Genomic DNA, 17,947 nt, shown 5'->3' with positions numbered 1-17,947 from the left:
GTATATAACTGAAAACTAATTTTTGGATTAGTTATCCACTTTTAGTTTCTGGAAGTATTCGTCGTAAAGCACGCTTGCTTCGCCAACTTCATCTTGCCATGTACCGCTATCCATCACTTCTTGTGGAGGGAAGATGCTTGGATCGTTAGCAAATTCTTTTGGTAGCAGGTCATGCGCTGTCGCTACAGGAGTAGGGTAACCAATCTCAAGTGCAATCTTAGCGGCATTCTCAGGGCGAAGTAGGAAGTCGATCATCTTATGAGCTGCATCAACGTTCTTTGCTTCAGCTGGAATAGCCAGGCTGTCCATCCAGAAGATAGCGCCTTTTTCTGGCCAGATGATATCGATTGAAGCGCCTTCCTGGCGTGCCATGTATGCACTACCGTTCCAAAGCATGCCAAGTGAAACTTCACCAGCCAGGTATGGGTTTGCAGGGAAGTCAGAGTTAAATACCAATACGTTTGGCATCAGCTTTTTCAGCTCTTGGTACGCCGCTTCAATCTCTTCTGGGTTGGTTGAGTTTGGTGAGTAACCTAGCTTAGTTAATGCAATATGGAACACTTCACGTGAGTCATCCATAAGCATCAGTTGACCTTCCCACTTGCTATCCCAGAAATCATCCCATTTAGTTACAGATGACTTGTCCAGCATATCAGAGTTGATACCAATGCCCGTTGCGCCCCAGATGTAAGGGATAGAGTAATTGTTGTTTGGATCGAACGGTTTGTTTAGGAAGTTAGTGTCTAGATCTGCGAAATGAGTAAGCTTAGTCTTATCAATTTCCTGAAGCATACCTTCTTTACGCATCTTAGATACGAAGTAAGTAGACGGTACTACTAGATCGTAACCAGAACCCTGAGTCTTAAGCTTGGCGTACATGCTTTCGTTAGACTCGTAAGTTGAGTAAATAACTTTGATTCCGGTTTCTTTTGTAAAGTCTTCAAGAACTTCATTTGGAATGTATTCAGACCAGTTGTAGAAGTAGAGTTCTTGATCAGCAGCCATTGCAGGAGAAGCGATTAGAGTCGCTGCGCACAGTGCGCTTGCACAGAATTTACTTTTCATTATTTTTCCGTTTTTCTTTGCTTAGTCAGCATAAGACCAGTCCAAGTCAGATACTCTGATTAAGCAGTGAGTTAATGTTCTTGTTGCGAAAACAAGAGGTACAAAACGAAATTATATCAGCCAATAACGAAAATAGGCAGCCAAGGCTGCCTATTTTAATGATTTTCGCGCTGTTATTGACCAGCTTTCAGCTTAAGGAAGTAATCCTCGTACTTAACTGTCATATCACCAACTGAATCTTGCCACTCAACGCGGTCCAGATCTTCCTGAGAAGGGAACAGTGGAGCAACGTCTTTAAACTTAGCGTTAGACTCTGCTACAGCTGTCAGGTAACCAGTGTCACGTGAAATCTGCTCAGCGATCTCTGGACGTAGCAGGAAGTCGATCATCTTATGAGCGGCATCTACGTTCTTAGCACCAGATGAAATTGCAAAGTTATCTACCCAGCCGATACCGCCTTCTTTAGGGAATACCAGTTTAAGGTTCATACCTTCGTTCTGAGCCGCTGCTGCGCTGCCGTTCCAAAGCATACCAACACCAACCTCACCAGACATGTATGGTGCACCTGGGTTGTCAGAGTTAAATACCAATACGTTTGGCATTAGCTTCTGCAGTTCTGCGTACGCTTCATCGATCTGCTTAGGATCGGTTGAGTTACCAGAGTAACCTAGTTTACGCAGAGCGATGTGGAACACTTCACGAGTGTCATCCATTAGCATCAGTTGACCTTCAAGCTCTGGGTTCCATAGGTCAGCCCAGCTTTGGAAGTCATTCGGATCGTACATGTCAGCGTTAACTGCAAGGCCAGTAATCGCAACAACGTGAGGAATAGAGTAGTCGTTGTTTGGATCGTAAGGCTTGTCTAAGTAGTTCTTATCCAGATTGTCGAAGTTAGTGAGTTTCGATTTATCAATCTTTTGTAGCATGCCTTCATCGCGCATCTTAGCAACGAAGTAGGTTGAAGGTACAACTAAGTCATAGCCTTGGTTATGAGTTTTTAGCTTCGCGTATAAAGTCTCGTTCGACTCGTAAGTCGAGTAGATAACCTTGATACCCGTTTCCTTGGTAAATTGTTCCAGGATATTACTGTTGATGTAAGGACCCCAGTTCATAAAAACCAGTTCTTTATTTTCGTCCGCTGCCACTGAACCAGAGAACAGAGAAAGCGCACATGCACTACCAGCTAATAGAGTAGCCCATTTTTTCATTGACGTTAGCTCCAAACCAAACGTAGAGAGAAAAACAGAATGGGTTATTCCATTCTGTTTCGTTATTTTAAATGCCTGAGTTATTTCACTTTTTCTCTTGCCAGTAGCTGTGAAGCTACGACGAGAATCAGAGAAACAATCAGCATTACTGTTGCTAAGGCATTCACTTCAGGTGAAATGCCGACTTTAACCATTGAATAGATCTTCAACGGCAAAATTTCATATGTTGGTCCTGTCACAAACGAGCTGATAATCACGTCGTCCAGTGAAAGGGTAAAGCTCAGTAGCCAACCTGCAGCAACCGCTGGTTTAGCCAGAGGTAAAATGATCTGTTTTAGAATCGTCCATTCGCTGGCTCCCAGATCTTTCGCTGCTTCAAGCATTTTAACGTCAAAGCCATTCAGTCGGCTGTAGACGGTCACCACCACAAACGGTAGGCAGAAAGTAATGTGAGCAATCAAAAGGGTAAAGAACCCAAGTTGAGCGCCAAGCACCAGAAACAGCGCTAATAGCGAGATTGCCATCACGATGTCTGGAGACATCATTACGACAAATAGCATCCCATTAACGGCGCCTTTGCCTTTAAACGAGTAACGAAATAGGGCAACGGCGGTTAAGCTACCAATAATGGTCGCTGCGGTTGCAGAAAACACTGCAACATTTAATGAGTGCCATGCTGCTTGCATCAGGCTGTCATTGTTAACCAGTGTCTCGTACCACTTGGTAGTAAAGCCACCCCATTTCATTCCGAACTTGTTGGCGTTGAATGAGTTAACGATCAACACCACGATTGGCAAATACAAAAACGCATATACCAATGTCATAAAGCTAAATCGAACAGTACGTCCCATCAGTCTAGCTCCACTTTCTTATTCAATAACTTGCCCGCTCTGTAGTAGGCGTAGAGCATGATTGCCATTGCAATGGTCAGGGCGATACTGGTCGCTGCACCAAATGGCCAGTCACGCGCATTCAGCACTTGGCTCTTAATCACGTTACCAATCAGTAGGTTCTTCGCGCCGCCTAGAAGGTCAGAGATGTAGAACATACCCAATGCTGGTAGTAGCACTAGCAAACAACCGCCGATAATGCCTGGCATAGTCAGTGGCAGAATAACCTTAGTAATAGTCTGAATCTTATTCGCACCTAGATCTTTCGCTGCTTCAATGTAAGTGTTATCGAGTTTCTCGATAGCAGAGTAGAGCGGCAGAATCATAAATGGCAGCAGGATGTAGACCAAACCGATCATTACCGCTGTCTCTGTGTACATAAGACGCATTGGCTTATCAATGATTTCCATTGCCATTAACGACTTGTTGAGAATGCCTTGAGTGCCAAGAACAATCTTAAGGCCGTAAGTACGAATCAGTGAGTTTGTCCAGAAAGGAACAATCACCAAAAACAGCATAAATGGACGCCATTTCTCCGGCATTTTCGCAACGATGTAAGCAAACGGGTAACCAATCACCAAACAAAGCAGAGTCGCAATGATCGCCATGTAGAACGAGTGCCACAGCACTTTGGCATACAATGGATCCATCAATCGCAAGTAGTTATCGAACGTAAAGGTCATTTCGATAAGGTTTGCTTCGTCACGAGTCAGAAAACTCGTACCGATAATCATCAGGTTTGGCACTAGAACAAATAGCGTTAGCCACCCAACGATTAGGGCAATGATTGCGTTCTGAAGACTAATCTTCTTGGCTTTCATTGAGTACTACCTCCCAGCTTTCAACCCAAGTGATAGCGACTTTCTGACCTAATGAGTGATCAACATCTGGATCATCTTCATTAAAGAACTCGCTAACCATCACACGCATGCCAGATTCAAGTTCAATTACTGAGTCTAGCGTCATACCCTTGTATGTGCGCTCAGTAACGTGACCAACAATGCCTTTGTGTTCAGACTCTTTGATCTCTTCGATACGTAAGTCTTCAGGGCGAAGTAGCACTTGCAGTTTATCGCCTGCAACTGCTTCTTTTTCGTAGTAAACAACAGATTCTACGCCTTCAATTTCAGCGCGAATACGTTTCTCATCGATACGTTCAATCATGGTTGCATTGAACACGTTAATCTCACCGATAAAGCGTGCAACGAACAGGTTCTTAGGCTCTTCGTAGATTTCACGAGGCGACCCGTCTTGCTCGATAACACCATCACGCATAACAATGATGCGATCAGACATCGATAACGCTTCTTCCTGATCGTGAGTTACGAAAATAAACGTAATGCCTAATTGACGTTGAAGCTGTTTGAGCTCGATTTGCATCTGCTTACGTAGTTTGTAGTCAAGTGCAGAAAGTGACTCATCCAGTAGCAGTACCTTTGGCTTATTCACAACTGCGCGAGCAATTGCAATACGTTGCTGCTGACCACCTGAAAGCTGATGAGGCTTACGCTGCGCCATCTTCTCGAGGCGAACCATGCGTAACGCTTCCATCACTCTTGGTTCGATGTCAGCTGCGTTTACTTTCTGCATGCGCAGACCGAAAGCAACGTTTTCAAATACCGTCATATGAGGGAATAGTGCGTAACTCTGGAAAACAGTGTTTACATGCCTTTGTTCTGCAGGAACTTGAGTTACATTTTGGTTATCAAGAAGGATTTGACCATTGTCTGCGGTCTCAAAACCAGCAATCATTCTTAGTACTGTGGTTTTACCACAACCCGAAGGGCCCAAAATTGTTAAAAACTCACCATGATTCACATCAAGGTTCAGATTTGCGATGATTTCCTTACCATCGAAACTTTTGCTGATGCCAGTAAGACGTACTACTGGTTGTCCTGCATTTTGTTTAGCGTTCAACGTCTGTTTTTCTCCCACATTGGTCATTTCAAAGTCGTTTAACTTAATGACCCGTAGTTACACAAATTAGAGGCGCGCATCATAATCACCAAAAGTGTGAATTCAAAGCATTTTCTTATCCTGAAACAGAAAAAATTTTGCAGGTAAAAGTAAACATTCCTTACCATACTCTCTGTACATGGGTTAAAGGCTGCAGAAGAGCGTTATTTTTCTTTACCTTAGAGTAAGATAAATGCAATTAGATGGCACATTAGTGGTTAATTATCATCCAAATAAGTGAGAAAGCAAGCTCATCAATGAGATTCGATTTTAGACAGCTTAGTGTTGCAGTATAATAGCCTTAATTTTTTATCAACAAGTTGGTTCGGTTTGTGTACAACCAACCACTGGATCCAAGAATGAATAACGATATTGAAAAAGACTTCAATTTGGGCGGTAGCGTAGAGCGTGCTTTGTCAGGTGACTACGACCTTAAAGCAGGGGATGTGTTTAAAGAAGCGTGGCAGCATACCGTTAAGAACTTCCTTTCATTTTCTCCTTCGATCATTATTTTGATAGCGATACAGTTAGCTATCTTCTACGTGGCGTTAAAACTTCAACTGGGTAACCCTGGTATTATCCTTGATGCTTTCACCAATCCAGACGCATTTGATCCGAGCATCTTCAACGCCATCATGGTCGCCAACTTCAGTTATGAAGTGATTAGCGCACCTATTTATGCAGGTATCAGTCTTATGGCGATGAGTCATGCAGCAGGCTTGACGACTAAACCTCGCCACATTGGTAAGGGACTGCAGTACACAGTTCCAGTTATTCTGGCGACACTGTTTAGCTTATTGCTACAAGGTATTGCGGGAATGATATTCCCGTTCCTTTCTTTATACCTGTCACTGGCATTCAGTAACTCGATTCTTCTAATCTGTGAAAAACAGGTTCCGCCAATGCAGTCGCTACTGCTTTCACTACGTGCGGTAAATAAGAAGATTCTGGCTCTGGCTGGTATCTATTTCGTTGTGTCGATTATGTTTGTTATCGGCATGATGTTCTACGGTCTCGGTTTGATTTTTGTGTTGCCGTTTTTCTTCCATGTAAAAGGCATCGTGTACCGCAATATGTTTGGTATCAAACTAAAAATCATTGCCTCTGACCGACCAAAAGATGAAGACGATAATGACGACGATCCACAAGTGTTCAATGCGTAAGAGCGAGTTTATTGCCATCGCAGCAGCCAGCGTAATTGCTGGCTGTAGTCTGTATGGTTACGAACAAAATGTTGCTGAAGAGCGTGAAAGAAGAAAAACATCTTCAGCGCTTGCCACGCAGACGCAACCAGAGCCTCAAGGCTATGCGGTAGGTAGCGCACCTGATTTCGCCGCTATCAGCGATGTAAAACAAAAGAAGCAGGCGTTTTTTGATTATCTCAGACCTGGTGTCGAGCTAGAGAATGAGAGAGTGAAAAAAGAGCGTCAGCGTCTCGACAGCATTGAACAGAGCTTCTCATCTCAGTCACTTTCAGAGGCTGATAAGTCATACGCCAAACGCCTTGGTAAGCTTTACAATATTGAATTACCAGCCGAGGGAATCACTCAGGCATGGTTGGATAAGATGCTTCACCGCGTCGACGTTATTCCTGTAGCGTTAGTTCTTGTTCAGGGGGCTAATGAATCGGCGTGGGGAACCTCCCGCTTCGCTAAAGAAGCCAACAACTATTTTGGTCAATGGTGTTATCAGGTCGGTTGTGGACTTGTTCCATTGCAACGAGGAGAGGGTATGACTCATGAAGTGGCTAAGTTTAGCTCCGTTCAACAGTCTATCCATGGCTACTTTATGAATGTAAATCGCAATAACGCTTATCACGAGCTACGCGAAATTCGCTACCAGCGTCATTTAGCCGGTCAAAGCCTGACCGATACCGATGCTGCGATGGCGTTAACCAATGGTTTGCTCAAATACTCTGAACGAGGTGAGGCATACGTCAACGATTTACAGAGCATGATCAGGCACAATCAGTCCTTCTGGGAAACCCCGCTCGCTAATCAATAAGTATATAATTCAATGAAGAAAGTATCGTTAATGATTTTAGCTGCTGCACTGTCGGGTGCGGTTGCTTTACCTGCTCAAGCCCAAGAATACATGTTTACCTATTCAAAGCTGTATTCGCACATGAAGCAAAACGCCAAAGAAGGTCATGATGACGTTAAAGTCGGCTTCTTCTTCCTGAACGCAGACACAAAACAGTTGTGTAATATCGAGAAAGCGTGGATGGAAAAAGAAGAGCACTACGAGGAGTTAAAGGTTTCGCCTTATAATGAGGTGATTGTCCCGTTAGACAACAACCTTCGCTCAGCCAACCCATTGGTCTTCGTTCATACGCCAATGGACATGCGTTGTGATTTTTCTATGGTAGTCATGACCAAAGAGCCAATGCGTGACAATGTCACTTACGATCAGGTAAAAGTATTACTACCTCAGATGCAGGCGATTCTTGAGCAGCTAGGTGGGATGTTTGCCAGCTGGTTTACGCCAGACGTCGAAGGGGTAACGCTTGAGTTCCCTAACAAGCTTAACTCTGAAATTACCTTCTCCAACGGCAAGACTAAGCCGATTGTCGATGGTAAAGCGCAGGTATCAGTTGATGAGATCGGTGAGGGCGGTTATATGACCTTGCCGCAGGAAACGGCCCGAGTGCTGCCTTACTTGCCAAGAGCAAAATAAACTTAACAAAAAGGGTCGCATCGCGACCCTTTTTTAATTCTTTCAGATAATTAGATGTTAGTTACATCTAACTTAAGGCTAGGGTCAAACTCCTGAACCTGATCTGGGTCAGCAACAGTTTGCGCTGGCATCTCTTCTTTATCAAAGCCAATATCGCCACCGTTGATGACGCCTGAGTCTTTGTCGATTGATTTAAAATCGAACAGTTCAAAGTCTGCAAGATGACTAGGCACTACATTCTGCATCGCACGGAACATAGTTTCGATACGGCCAGGGAAGCGCTTATCCCAGTCATTAAGCATCTGTTTGATGTTCTGACGCTGTAGGTTCGGTTGTGAGCCACACAGGTTACAAGGGATGATCGGGTACTCACGCATTTCAGAATACTTAATGATATCTTTTTCGCGGCAGTACGCTAATGGACGAATAACAACGTGCTCGCCATTATCTGAAACCAGCTTAGGTGGCATTGCTTTCATTTTACCGCCATGGAACATGTTGAGGAACAGTGTCTCAAGAATGTCGTCACGGTGGTGGCCCAGGGCAATTTTAGTCGCACCTAGCTCGTTAGCCGTGCGGTAAAGAATGCCACGGCGTAAACGAGAACATAGCGAACAAGTCGTTTTGCCTTCTGGAATCTTGTCCTGAACGATTGAGTAAGTGTCTTCTTCAACAATCTTGTACTCAACGCCTAGTGATTCAAGGTATTCAGGAAGGATGTGACCAGGGAAACCCGGTTGTTTCTGATCGAGGTTAACGGCAACAAGCGAGAATGAAATCGGCGCGCTCTTTTGCAAGCTCATCAGAATATCAAGCATAGTGAAGCTATCTTTACCGCCTGACAGACACACCATAATACGGTCACCATCTTCAATCATATTGAAGTCTTGGATCGCTTGGCCTGTGTTACGGCGAATACGCTTTTGTAGCTTGTTAAAGTTATATTGTTGAGCTTTAGTACGCTCTTGAGTTTGCTCAGTCATTAGCTTGCAGTCTTCATCAATCTTCAAAACAAAATGAAGTGCGTATGATACGGATAAATCATCCAGATGCTAGATCTATTGAGAGCAGAACAAAAAAAAGTCCCCTCAAGGGAGGGGACTCAGAGAGTAAAGGGCGTTTAGATAGCCGTTTTAGGGTCTAGCGGACTAATATAGCCCTGCGGTTTCAGTGCCATAACATCGCAGTTGATCTTGTCGATGACATGCTCCGCTGTGTTACCGATAAATACCGCTGACAGACCTGTTCTACCTGTGGTGCCGATAATCACCATCGCAGCGTTTAGTCGTTCAGCCGCTTCTGGAATAATGTCTTCTGGCAGGCCTTGTTCGACGACCGTCTGCTCTTCATCATAACCATGTTTCTGACGCAGAGCCTTCATTGCGGTGAGGTGATGACCGCGAACGGCATCGGTATAGGTCGCAGGATCAAACTCTGGCAATTCAATCGTAATGTTTGCCGGAGTAACCGGGTAAGCGTTGACCAGGTACGGCTTCGCACCTAAACGTTCAGTCAGGCTATTTAGCTGATCGACCATGGAATCGTTGAGTCCAAGGTGAGTGTCGTTCTCTGAGCCAACGTGAACGGAAGCGAGAATGCTTGCATCTGCTGGCCAGTCTGCATTTTTAACCAATAGGACAGGGCATGGACACTTACGTAACAGGTGCCAGTCAGTCGGAGTAAAGATCACAGACTCCAGAACGTCATGTTTACGGGTACCCTTGATGACAATGTCATGCTCGCCAGCAAACACTTCGGCAATAATCGCTTCGTAAGGTCGGTTGTGCCAAACGACACGAACATCAAACTCAATAGAATCACTAACGTAATCTTTAGCGATCTTACGCATCCACTGTTCACGCTGTTGGATTACACCACGACGCATCGCGTCACGCTCATCAACAGACAACATGGATGTCATATCGTATGAAAAGTCATAGATAGAAAGGAAGAAGGTTACCCGGCTCGGAGATCGACTTTTCTCTGCTAATTGCATCGCGCGAGCTAAGGCTGGTTGCTCATCTTTGTTAATGTCAGCGACAACTAAAATCTTGTTGTAGATACTCATATAGACTCCTTAGAGACGAGGAGGGGGTATATGATTAATGTAGCTTAGTTCGACGGAGAGTTTTAGAAATAATTGGAGGATTTTGAGAGAAGTATGATGTAGCTCATTTTCGGGGTGGAGAATAAGCTACATCATTGAAATTTATTATGATTCTGTTGATACGCCTGCCAGTTCCATCAATGCGTCATGGTCAAGAATCGTAATGTATTTACCTTTCACGCTCAGGATCTCAGACTTCTGGAAACGACCCAGAAGACGTGAAATTGTCTCAACAGTAAGGCCTAGGTAATTACCAATATCACCACGAGTCATCGTTAGACGGAATTCACGAGGACTAAAGCCACGTTGTGAGAAGCGAGTAGAAAGGTTGTACAAGAATGCCGCTAGGCGCTCTTCAGCGTTCTTCTTAGAAAGAAGCAGAATCATTTCTTGATCGCCTTTGATTTCATTACTCATCAAACGCATGATTTGCTGACGAAGCTTAGGCATTTTTCCAGAAAGATCATCAAGAATCTCATATGGGATTTCACATACCATAGAAGTTTCTAGAGCTTGAGCAAAGCTAGGGTGAAGGTCACCGGTTATTGCGTCAAAACCTACTAAGTCACCAGCTAAGTGGAAAGCAGTGATTTGCTCGTCACCTTGTTCGGTGATTGTGTAGCTCTTGATTGTGCCTGAACGGATTGCGTAAAGAGATTTTAGTTCATCTCCTGCTTTGAACAATTCCTGTCCTTTTTGAATTGGCTTTTTACGCTCGATGATTTGATCAAGCTGATCAAGCTCAGATTCATTTAGCGTAAACGGAATACAAAGCTGGCTGATACTACAGTCTTGGCAGTGGATTGCACAACCGCCAGATTGAATGCGCTTTGTTGCAGGCTTTTCAGAAATCATAACAACCTTTCACTATTTGATATACATCAATATTTTAGCACCCATTACGACTAAAGGATAGTGGAAAAAAGCGCATAAAAACAGCCGACTAAAAACTACGACTCAATAAACTAACTGCACCATAGCCTGTGTATAGGCCATACATTAAGATCGTAAATGCGACAATGTGACGAAATATATCAGAGTTTTGCAGTTTATGGAGGCTAGTTGCTGCATGGCCAACAAGTAACATTGCAGGCAGGGTACCAGCACCAAATGCAAGCATGACCAAAGCGCCATTTAAAGTGCTGCCAGAGACGGCAGACCAGGTCAGCGTAGAGTAGACCAGTCCACATGGTAACCAACCCCAGACAAAACCGAATGGCAGTGCATGTATCGGTGATTTAAGCGGAAGAAGGGATTTACCAGCAGGCGCAATATGACGCCAGACAAACTGACCAAGTTTTTCGATATGAAGCAGACCTTGCCACCAACGACCGATATAACAGGCGAGTAAGATCATGAATAGCGCGGCAGCTAATCTCAACCAGACTAAGGCATTATTTAACTGACTTACTTCAGAAATAGTCGAGAAAGTACCGCCAACTATCGCGCCGATAACGGCATAGCTCATCAGTCGGCCGCTATTGTAGAAAAGGGGAACCCATTTCGATGGCTGTTGCTGTCCCATGGTCAGCATTGATGCAATGCCACCACACATACCCATGCAGTGACCAGCACCGACAAGCCCAATAAAAAAGGCCCCTAACCAATCAATACTCACTTTGGTCGGTTCTCTTTACGCTCATCTTCATCAAATAAAATGTTGTGACCCTGGCGTTCAAGATCTTCAAACTGCTCACTTCTTACCGCCCATAGGAATACCGCAACTGCGACACAGACCAGCACGATAGCGATAGGGATGAGGATATAAAGGCTTTCCATCTATTTACCTTTCTCTTTGAGCAAACGTAGTGAGTTAGATACTACAATAATTGAGCTCGCAGACATACCTACGACTGCAAAATATGGAGCAACAAACCCAGCAACGGCTAACGGCAGAATAAGAAGGTTATAACCCAGAGACCAGGCAAGGTTCTCTCGAATAATCTTGCGCGTCTGTAGCGCGAGTTCTCTTGCTTCTAAGATACGGTCTAAGCGATCACCGAGCAGAACCATATCTGCAGATGCTTTGGCAACGTCGGCGCCACCGCCCATAGCGACAGACAGGTGAGCCCCTGCCAGTGTCGGAGCATCGTTAATGCCGTCACCGATCATCATAGTGATATCTTGAGAGTCGACATTATTCAGATACTCAAGTTTATCTTGCGGCTTGGCACCGGCAATCACGTTATCAATACCGATTTTATCAGCGACAAGTTGAGCGTTTTCCTTAGTATCACCCGTAAGCAAAGTAATCTTCACCCCAGAGCGCTGGAACTTCTCAACAAACTCTTTCGCTTCCGCTCGAATCGGATCACGGTAGCTAAAGGTTGCAACATGAACGGCATCAATCGAGAGATACACTGAGTTAGCTTGCGCTGTTTGGTGTTCACCAAGTACAAACTGGGCACTACCAATCTTAACTTCAGCGCCGTTATAACGACCTTTAATACCCGAGCCAATGACGTTTTCTACGTCTTCGACGCTAACATTTACATCTGAATAAAGTTTGAATGCACGAGCGATAGGGTGATTGGCATGGGATTCTAGCGACGCAGCAATCGCGAGCGCCTGTTGTTTATCCCATTCACCAAACAGCTCAACATCGTTAATCTCAATATCACCGTGAGTTAAGGTGCCAGTCTTATCGACAATCAGATGATTGACCTTACACAAGGTCTCAAATACATGACTCTTACGCAGCAAGATACCGAGATTACCCATTCTCGACGTCGCACAAGTTAGTGCAGTCGGTGTGGCCAGAGACAAAGCACATGGACAGGTCGCTACAAGTACCGACAGCATGATCCAGAACGCATCACCTGGTCGGCTGGAGTGCCAGAAGAACCAAGTACCCGCTGCGACAATAAGAATCACTGCGACAAAGTAGCGCGCCACAATATCGGCAATTTCAGCAATCTTTGGTTTAGACAGCTGCGCTTCATCCTGCAGACGGACGATATTGGAAATCATCGAATCCGCTTTAGATGAAGTCACTTCAAGCTCAAATGACTCTTCACCATTAAGCGTGCCGGCATAGACATGATCGTCGATCTGTTTAACAACAGGAAGAGACTCACCAGTTAACATAGATTCATCAATGTGCACGCGCCCGGAGATAATCTTGCCATCAGCTGGAATATGTTCACCAGGAAGGACACGGATCTGATCGCCAACCTTTAGAGTTTTAACCGGAACCTGATCTCCATCTAACTTATTGGCAATCGCAGGGATAAGCTTTAACAGGTTACCACTGGCGGCGGCTGCTTTGCGGCGCGCACGCATCTCTAAGAAGCGTCCCACAAGTAAGAAGAAAGCAAACATCGAGATAGACTCGAAGAACACTTCTCCCTGTTCAGTAACGGTAGCCACTAAACTTGCACAGTAAGCAAAGATCATTGCGATGGAGACCGGAACATCCATACCTAAAGTACGGCTGCGAATACTGCGCCAGGCATTGATATAGAAAGGCAGAGCAGAGTAGAGCATTACTGGAGTGGCAAAGATCAGGCTCACCCAGCGGAAGTAGTTTTTAAACTCAGGCTCTAAATCACCAAACACTTCCAAATAGAGTGCCACTGCCAGCATCATCACCTGCATAGTTGCCAGGCCTGCGATACCCAAACGATATAGATACTGCTTCATTTGCTGGTGATAAGCGGCTTCTTGCTTATCGGCTTCAAATGGCGCTGCTTTATATCCAAGTTGATGAATCAACGAAAGCAATTCACTGAGGCGAACTTGAGTCTTGTCCCACGCTAATAGGGCGCGGTTGGTAGTGGTGTTGACCCGAATCGAAACAACACCTGACTTATTAGAAACTTGTTTCTCGATCAGCCAGGCACACGCTGCACAAGAGACACCTTCAAGTGACAAGGTAACTTCGGAGCATTGTTCACTATTACGAACAAACTCCGATTGGACATCATCATTATCATAATGAATCAATGCCTGAAGTTGTTCTGGAACTAAATCCGCCTTTTCGGCAGGCGCAGTTCTGTACTGGTAGTAAGAGACCAGACCGCTATCAACGATTGTCTGAGCGACCGTTTCACAGCCCGGGCAACACATCTCCCTGATGTCGCCGAGAATCTCTACTTTAAAATCCGTGTTGGCTGGTACATCTTCACCACAGTGATAACACGATTTACACATAAGCTACTAATTCGCTAGTTGTACAGGGGCAGAAGAAGGGAAGGTAACACGACCTTGAAGCAACCACTGGCTATCATGTGGCGTAAGTTCGATAAACCAAGGGCCTTGTAGCTCATCGTCCAATTTCAGACGGTACTGGCCACTGGCATCAGATGTCAGCAGTTTAGAGAAGTCACGGTCAGGCAGAGTACGGTGAGCAAACATCACAGTGATTGCAGGATAGTGCTCTAGTTGACCTTTATTAAATTGAATAACGACATCATTACCTTCTGAGAAGGCTGCAGCGCTCAGACCAAGATCTTTAGCTACGTTTTGCTTAGAAATGTCGATATTAATCCCTTTACCTTTTTTATAGTAATCCTCAGTCACAAGCGAAACAGAGTTCTGCGAAAAGACGATGACTGTGATAATTGTCCATACAACAACGGTGAGCGGCAGAATGATTAGGAACCACGGCCAGAACTGCTTATACCAAGGCTTTACCATAAAAAAGTTCTCAATGAAAAAATGAAAGAAATTAGGGCTTTAACTGTAAAGGAAAGACAGCCCCTTAAAAAGGGGCTGTTATTGAAATGTTACTTATTATCTGTGTTGCTCAAGCTCCAAACGTAAGCTGAAACTAACTGAACTTTGTCTTCGCCTAGAATGTCTTTCCAAGCCGGCATTACGCCAGAACGACCGTTCATTACTGTTTCAGTTACATCAGCGCGAGAACCACCGAATAACCAGTTTTGGTCTGTTAGGTCAGGTGCACCTACAGCAGGGTTACCTTTACCGTCAGTGCCGTGACAAGCTGCACACACTACAAAGCGTGCTTTACCAGCTTCAGCTTCACGCGCATTCACAGAACGACCAGATAGGCTAAGAGTGTAGCTAACAACTTCTTGTACACCTTGCTCACCCAGAGCGTCTTTCCATGATGGCATTTGACCGATGCGACCTTGCATTACTGTCGTCACGATAGCTTGCGGCTCACCACCGTATAGCCATGCATCATCAGTCAGGTTAGGGAAACCTTTCTGACCACGTGCATCAGAGCCGTGACACTGTGAACAGTTTTGCAGGAACAGACGTTGACCAACTTTAACTGCTTCGTTATCCGCAGCAATTTCTGGGATAGAGCGCAGTTCAGATGAACCATCTACGTACGCAAGCTTTTTGAATGCTTCGCCAAAGTAGGCTTCTGCATCGTCCAGCTCTTTAGCGTACTGAACTAGATGTTTGTTCTGTTGAGAAGCGGCGATAGACGCTTTTGACTCTTCGATAGAGCGAACAGTCTGGTCAGAACTCTGCCAACCTAGAACGCCCTTGAAGTTACCCAGACCCGGGTAAAGAGTCAGGTAAATCGCTGCAAATACAAACGTACCAACAAATAGATAGGTCCACCACTTAGGTAGTGGGTTGTTCAACTCACGAATACCATCGTATTCGTGACCCATATCTGCACCTTCTTCAACGCCCATTTTATCTTTAAGGCACCAATAAAGGACTGCAGCACAGCCGAGCAGTGTACCGACTGTAATGATGATTATCCAAAGACTCCAAAATGTAGTCATTGCTTAGTCACTCCTTGTTCTTTTGAAGGTGCTTGCTCTTCATCAGCGAATACAAGGTTAGCGGCTTCGTCGAAACGAGACTTGCGGCTTTTACCGTAAGCCCACCAAACCACACCAAGGAAGCTCACGAAAAGCACTATGGTCCAAATACTGTGAATAGTACCAATGTCCATATTTACCACCTTAATTACTTCATTGCGTGACCAAGAGACTGAAGGTAAGCGATGATGGCATCCATCTCAGTTTTACCTTCTACATCTTTAGACGCATTTGCGATCTGCTCGTCAGTGTATGGAACACCAAATTGATCACGGAAAATAGTCAGTTTCTTCTGAGTGTCCTTACCATCAAGAACGTTCTCTTCAAGCCATGGGAAACCAGGCATGTTTGACTCAGGAACCAACTCACGAGGATCAATTAGGTGTACACGGTGCCACTCGTCAGAGTAACGGCCGCCCACGCGTGCCAGGTCAGGACCTGTACGCTTAGAACCCCATAGGAATGGGTGTTCATACACACTTTCACCAGCAACAGAGTAGTGACCGTAACGCTCTGTTTCAGAACGGAATGGACGAATCATCTGGCTGTGACAAACGTTACAACCTTCACGGATGTAAACGTCACGACCTTCCATTTCAAGCGCTGTATAAGGACGTAGGTTCTCAACAGGCTCAGTAGTTTGCTTTTGGAAAATTAGTGGTGTGATTTCTACAAGCGCACCCAAACTAATTGCAAAAACGATAAGAATCGCTAGTAGACCGACATTGCGTTCAACAATTTCGTGGCGATTGTTAGAATTAGAACTCATTCTTTAAATCTCCTTATGCCGGCTGTGGGATAGCTTTTAGGCTATCTTTTGGCGCTGTTACCGTCTTATACGTGTTGTATGCCATTAAGAACATACCTGCTAGGAAGATGAAACCACCTAGGAAACGTACGAAGTAGAACGGGTAAGACGCTTGTACAGACTCAACGAAGCTGTAAGTCAAAGTACCGTCAGAGTTAACTGCACGCCACATTAGGCCTTGCATTACACCTGAGATCCACATTGCAACGATGTATAGAACCGTACCGATAGTTGCTAGCCAGAAGTGCGTGTTGATTAGGCTAACAGAGTACATACGCTCCTGACCGAACAGACGAGGTACCAGGTGGTATACCGAACCGATAGATACCATAGCAACCCAGCCTAATGCACCAGAGTGTACGTGACCGATAGTCCAGTCTGTGTAGTGAGACAGTGCGTTAACTGTCTTAATAGACATCATTGGACCTTCGAACGTAGACATACCGTAGAACGATAGAGATACGATTAGGAAACGTAGGATCGGGTCATAACGTAGCTTGTGCCATGCACCAGACAGCGTCATGATACCGTTGATCATACCACCCCAAGAAGGAGCGAATAGAACAAGTGACATCACCATACCTAGCGACTGCGTCCAATCTGGTAGCGCAGTGTAATGTAGGTGGTGAGGACCTGCCCAAATGTATAGTGACACTAGTGCCCAGAAGTGAACGATTGACAGACGGTATGAATAAACAGGACGTTCAGCTTGCTTAGGTACGAAGTAGTACATCATACCTAGGAAACCAGCCGTCAGTAGGAAACCTACCGCGTTGTGACCGTACCACCACTGAACCATCGCATCCACTGCACCAGAATAAATCGAGTACGATTTACCCATAGAAACAGGGATAGCCATGCTGTTTACGATATGAAGAACCGCAACAGTGATAATAAAGGCACCGAAGAACCAGTTTGCTACGTAGATGTGAGAGGTTTTACGGGTAATCAATGTTCCGAAGAACACGATCGCGTAAGATACCCAGACAACTGCGATGGCAATATCGATTGGCCATTCTAGCTCAGCGTATTCTTTACCAGAGGTAAAACCCAATGGCAGAGTAATTGCTGCTGCTAAAATAATGGCTTGCCAACCCCAGAAGGTGAAGGCGACAAGAGGGCCACCAAATAGACGAGTTTGACAGGTACGCTGAACAACGTAATAAGACGTTGCGAATAGGGCACTTGTACCAAACGCGAAAATAACCGCATTAGTATGCAGAGGACGTAAGCGACTATACGTCAACCACGGCGTATCAAAGTTTAGCTGTGGCCAAACTAATTGAGCGGCAATCAAAACACCAACAGCCATGCCAACAATACCCCAGAGAATAGTCACTAAGGTAAACTGACGAACGACTGTATAGTTGTAGTTTTGTTCAAGCTGCTTTTCTTGGCTCATTTGCATGCTTCCAATTTCTAATTAACTACACTTTACTTCCAACACGACACATGTCGTAATGCCACCCAAATCATTCAGAAAACAGAAC

General features: G+C 44.9%; 19 protein-coding genes. 3 read left to right on the top strand and 16 right to left on the bottom strand.

The window, feature by feature from the left end:
• Positions 1 to 27: 27 nt before the first annotated feature.
• The 5 genes from RH46_RS08045 to potA all read right to left on the bottom strand — a co-directional run bounded on the left by RH46_RS08045 (position 28) and on the right by potA (position 5,098).
• Positions 28 to 1,065 (bottom strand): extracellular solute-binding protein, encoded by a 1,038-nt coding sequence (locus RH46_RS08045; protein WP_006878913.1) that lies wholly within the window; start codon positions 1,063 to 1,065, stop codon positions 28 to 30.
• A gap of 173 nt (positions 1,066 to 1,238) precedes the next feature.
• Complete coding sequence (locus RH46_RS08040) at positions 1,239 to 2,273, bottom strand: extracellular solute-binding protein (RefSeq protein ID WP_006878912.1); 1,035 nt, start codon at positions 2,271 to 2,273, stop codon at positions 1,239 to 1,241.
• 80 nt (positions 2,274 to 2,353) lie between these two features.
• Positions 2,354 to 3,124 carry a spermidine/putrescine ABC transporter permease PotC gene (gene potC / locus RH46_RS08035; protein ID WP_006878911.1) on the bottom strand — a complete coding sequence of 257 codons (771 nt, stop codon included), beginning with the start codon at positions 3,122 to 3,124 and terminating at the stop codon, positions 2,354 to 2,356.
• Complete coding sequence (potB, locus tag RH46_RS08030; protein ID WP_006878910.1) at positions 3,124 to 3,984, bottom strand: spermidine/putrescine ABC transporter permease PotB; 861 nt, start codon at positions 3,982 to 3,984, stop codon at positions 3,124 to 3,126. Before potB ends, potC begins: the two co-directional genes overlap by 1 nt.
• A complete protein-coding gene (gene potA, locus RH46_RS08025; RefSeq protein WP_006878909.1) occupies positions 3,965 to 5,098 on the bottom strand; it encodes a spermidine/putrescine ABC transporter ATP-binding protein PotA in 1,134 nt (377 codons plus the stop codon). The genes potB and potA overlap by 20 nt, the downstream gene beginning before the upstream one ends.
• A gap of 380 nt (positions 5,099 to 5,478) precedes the next feature.
• Between potA and RH46_RS08020 the strand changes: the two genes are divergently transcribed.
• The 3 genes from RH46_RS08020 to RH46_RS08010 are packed head-to-tail and all read left to right on the top strand — an operon-like array spanning position 5,479 to position 7,795.
• Positions 5,479 to 6,282, top strand: a complete 804-nt coding sequence (locus tag RH46_RS08020) for a DUF2189 domain-containing protein (RefSeq protein ID WP_006878908.1) — start codon at positions 5,479 to 5,481, stop codon at positions 6,280 to 6,282.
• A complete protein-coding gene (locus RH46_RS08015) occupies positions 6,275 to 7,123 on the top strand; it encodes a glucosaminidase domain-containing protein (protein WP_006878907.1) in 849 nt (282 codons plus the stop codon). Before RH46_RS08020 ends, RH46_RS08015 begins: the two co-directional genes overlap by 8 nt.
• Before the next feature lie 12 nt (positions 7,124 to 7,135).
• Positions 7,136 to 7,795: a DUF2987 domain-containing protein gene (locus RH46_RS08010; protein ID WP_040895416.1), complete on the top strand. Its 660-nt coding sequence runs from the start codon at positions 7,136 to 7,138 to the stop codon at positions 7,793 to 7,795.
• A 50-nt stretch (positions 7,796 to 7,845) separates the two neighbouring features.
• On the opposite strand, the gene ttcA is transcribed toward RH46_RS08010, so the two are convergent.
• The 11 genes from ttcA to ccoN form a co-directional block, all read right to left on the bottom strand.
• On the bottom strand, positions 7,846 to 8,778 hold the full coding sequence (ttcA, locus tag RH46_RS08005; RefSeq protein WP_006878905.1) for a tRNA 2-thiocytidine(32) synthetase TtcA: 933 nt from the start codon (positions 8,776 to 8,778) through the stop codon (positions 7,846 to 7,848).
• Between the two features lie 137 nt (positions 8,779 to 8,915).
• Entirely contained in the window at positions 8,916 to 9,863 is a 948-nt protein-coding gene (gene uspE / locus RH46_RS08000) for a universal stress protein UspE (protein ID WP_006878904.1), read from the bottom strand.
• A gap of 144 nt (positions 9,864 to 10,007) precedes the next feature.
• Positions 10,008 to 10,757 carry a fumarate/nitrate reduction transcriptional regulator Fnr gene (locus RH46_RS07995; RefSeq protein WP_004414051.1) on the bottom strand — a complete coding sequence of 250 codons (750 nt, stop codon included), beginning with the start codon at positions 10,755 to 10,757 and terminating at the stop codon, positions 10,008 to 10,010.
• Positions 10,758 to 10,845: 88 nt separating this feature from the next.
• Positions 10,846 to 11,520 carry a sulfite exporter TauE/SafE family protein gene (locus tag RH46_RS07990; RefSeq protein ID WP_006878903.1) on the bottom strand — a complete coding sequence of 225 codons (675 nt, stop codon included), beginning with the start codon at positions 11,518 to 11,520 and terminating at the stop codon, positions 10,846 to 10,848.
• Positions 11,517 to 11,681, bottom strand: coding sequence for a cbb3-type cytochrome oxidase assembly protein CcoS (gene ccoS, locus RH46_RS07985; RefSeq protein ID WP_006878902.1), 165 nt, complete (start codon positions 11,679 to 11,681; stop codon positions 11,517 to 11,519). The genes RH46_RS07990 and ccoS overlap by 4 nt, the downstream gene beginning before the upstream one ends.
• Positions 11,682 to 14,054 (bottom strand): heavy metal translocating P-type ATPase, encoded by a 2,373-nt coding sequence (locus RH46_RS07980; RefSeq protein ID WP_006878901.1) that lies wholly within the window; start codon positions 14,052 to 14,054, stop codon positions 11,682 to 11,684.
• A 6-nt stretch (positions 14,055 to 14,060) separates the two neighbouring features.
• Entirely contained in the window at positions 14,061 to 14,540 is a 480-nt protein-coding gene (locus RH46_RS07975) for a FixH family protein (RefSeq protein ID WP_006878900.1), read from the bottom strand.
• Between the two features lie 89 nt (positions 14,541 to 14,629).
• A complete protein-coding gene (ccoP, locus tag RH46_RS07970; protein ID WP_006878899.1) occupies positions 14,630 to 15,610 on the bottom strand; it encodes a cytochrome-c oxidase, cbb3-type subunit III in 981 nt (326 codons plus the stop codon).
• Positions 15,607 to 15,783 (bottom strand): CcoQ/FixQ family Cbb3-type cytochrome c oxidase assembly chaperone, encoded by a 177-nt coding sequence (locus RH46_RS07965; RefSeq protein WP_006878898.1) that lies wholly within the window; start codon positions 15,781 to 15,783, stop codon positions 15,607 to 15,609. Before RH46_RS07965 ends, ccoP begins: the two co-directional genes overlap by 4 nt.
• Before the next feature lie 14 nt (positions 15,784 to 15,797).
• Positions 15,798 to 16,418, bottom strand: coding sequence for a cytochrome-c oxidase, cbb3-type subunit II (ccoO, locus tag RH46_RS07960; RefSeq protein ID WP_006878897.1), 621 nt, complete (start codon positions 16,416 to 16,418; stop codon positions 15,798 to 15,800).
• Between the two features lie 13 nt (positions 16,419 to 16,431).
• A complete protein-coding gene (ccoN, locus tag RH46_RS07955) occupies positions 16,432 to 17,859 on the bottom strand; it encodes a cytochrome-c oxidase, cbb3-type subunit I (RefSeq protein ID WP_006878896.1) in 1,428 nt (475 codons plus the stop codon).
• Between the last annotated feature and the right edge of the window lie 88 nt (positions 17,860 to 17,947).

Origin of the sequence: Vibrio brasiliensis LMG 20546 (genome assembly GCF_000189255.1) — a bacterium.
Taxonomy (GTDB): Bacteria; Pseudomonadota; Gammaproteobacteria; order Enterobacterales; family Vibrionaceae; genus Vibrio; species Vibrio brasiliensis.
Note: the sequence above shows the minus strand (reverse complement) of the source record. Positions and strands in the feature narration are given on the sequence as shown.

Excerpts from the sequence above, each read along its gene's own strand:
- ccoO (WP_006878897.1), bottom strand. The coding sequence starts at position 16,418 with ATGAGTTCTAATTCTAACAATCGCCACGAAATTGTTGAACGCAATGTC.
- RH46_RS08040 (WP_006878912.1), bottom strand. The coding sequence starts at position 2,273 with ATGAAAAAATGGGCTACTCTATTAGCTGGTAGTGCATGTGCGCTTTCT.
- RH46_RS08020 (WP_006878908.1), top strand. The coding sequence starts at position 5,479 with ATGAATAACGATATTGAAAAAGACTTCAATTTGGGCGGTAGCGTAGAG.
- ccoS (WP_006878902.1), bottom strand. The coding sequence starts at position 11,681 with ATGGAAAGCCTTTATATCCTCATCCCTATCGCTATCGTGCTGGTCTGT.
- RH46_RS07980 (WP_006878901.1), bottom strand. The coding sequence starts at position 14,054 with ATGTGTAAATCGTGTTATCACTGTGGTGAAGATGTACCAGCCAACACG.
- potC (WP_006878911.1), bottom strand. The coding sequence starts at position 3,124 with ATGGGACGTACTGTTCGATTTAGCTTTATGACATTGGTATATGCGTTT.
- RH46_RS08045 (WP_006878913.1), bottom strand. The coding sequence starts at position 1,065 with ATGAAAAGTAAATTCTGTGCAAGCGCACTGTGCGCAGCGACTCTAATC.
- RH46_RS07975 (WP_006878900.1), bottom strand. The coding sequence starts at position 14,540 with ATGGTAAAGCCTTGGTATAAGCAGTTCTGGCCGTGGTTCCTAATCATT.
- RH46_RS08010 (WP_040895416.1), top strand. The coding sequence starts at position 7,136 with ATGAAGAAAGTATCGTTAATGATTTTAGCTGCTGCACTGTCGGGTGCG.
- ttcA (WP_006878905.1), bottom strand. The coding sequence starts at position 8,778 with ATGACTGAGCAAACTCAAGAGCGTACTAAAGCTCAACAATATAACTTT.
- ccoP (WP_006878899.1), bottom strand. The coding sequence starts at position 15,610 with ATGACTACATTTTGGAGTCTTTGGATAATCATCATTACAGTCGGTACA.
- potB (WP_006878910.1), bottom strand. The coding sequence starts at position 3,984 with ATGAAAGCCAAGAAGATTAGTCTTCAGAACGCAATCATTGCCCTAATC.
- RH46_RS07965 (WP_006878898.1), bottom strand. The coding sequence starts at position 15,783 with ATGGACATTGGTACTATTCACAGTATTTGGACCATAGTGCTTTTCGTG.
- RH46_RS08015 (WP_006878907.1), top strand. The coding sequence starts at position 6,275 with ATGCGTAAGAGCGAGTTTATTGCCATCGCAGCAGCCAGCGTAATTGCT.
- RH46_RS07995 (WP_004414051.1), bottom strand. The coding sequence starts at position 10,757 with ATGATTTCTGAAAAGCCTGCAACAAAGCGCATTCAATCTGGCGGTTGT.
- uspE (WP_006878904.1), bottom strand. The coding sequence starts at position 9,863 with ATGAGTATCTACAACAAGATTTTAGTTGTCGCTGACATTAACAAAGAT.
- ccoN (WP_006878896.1), bottom strand. The coding sequence starts at position 17,859 with ATGAGCCAAGAAAAGCAGCTTGAACAAAACTACAACTATACAGTCGTT.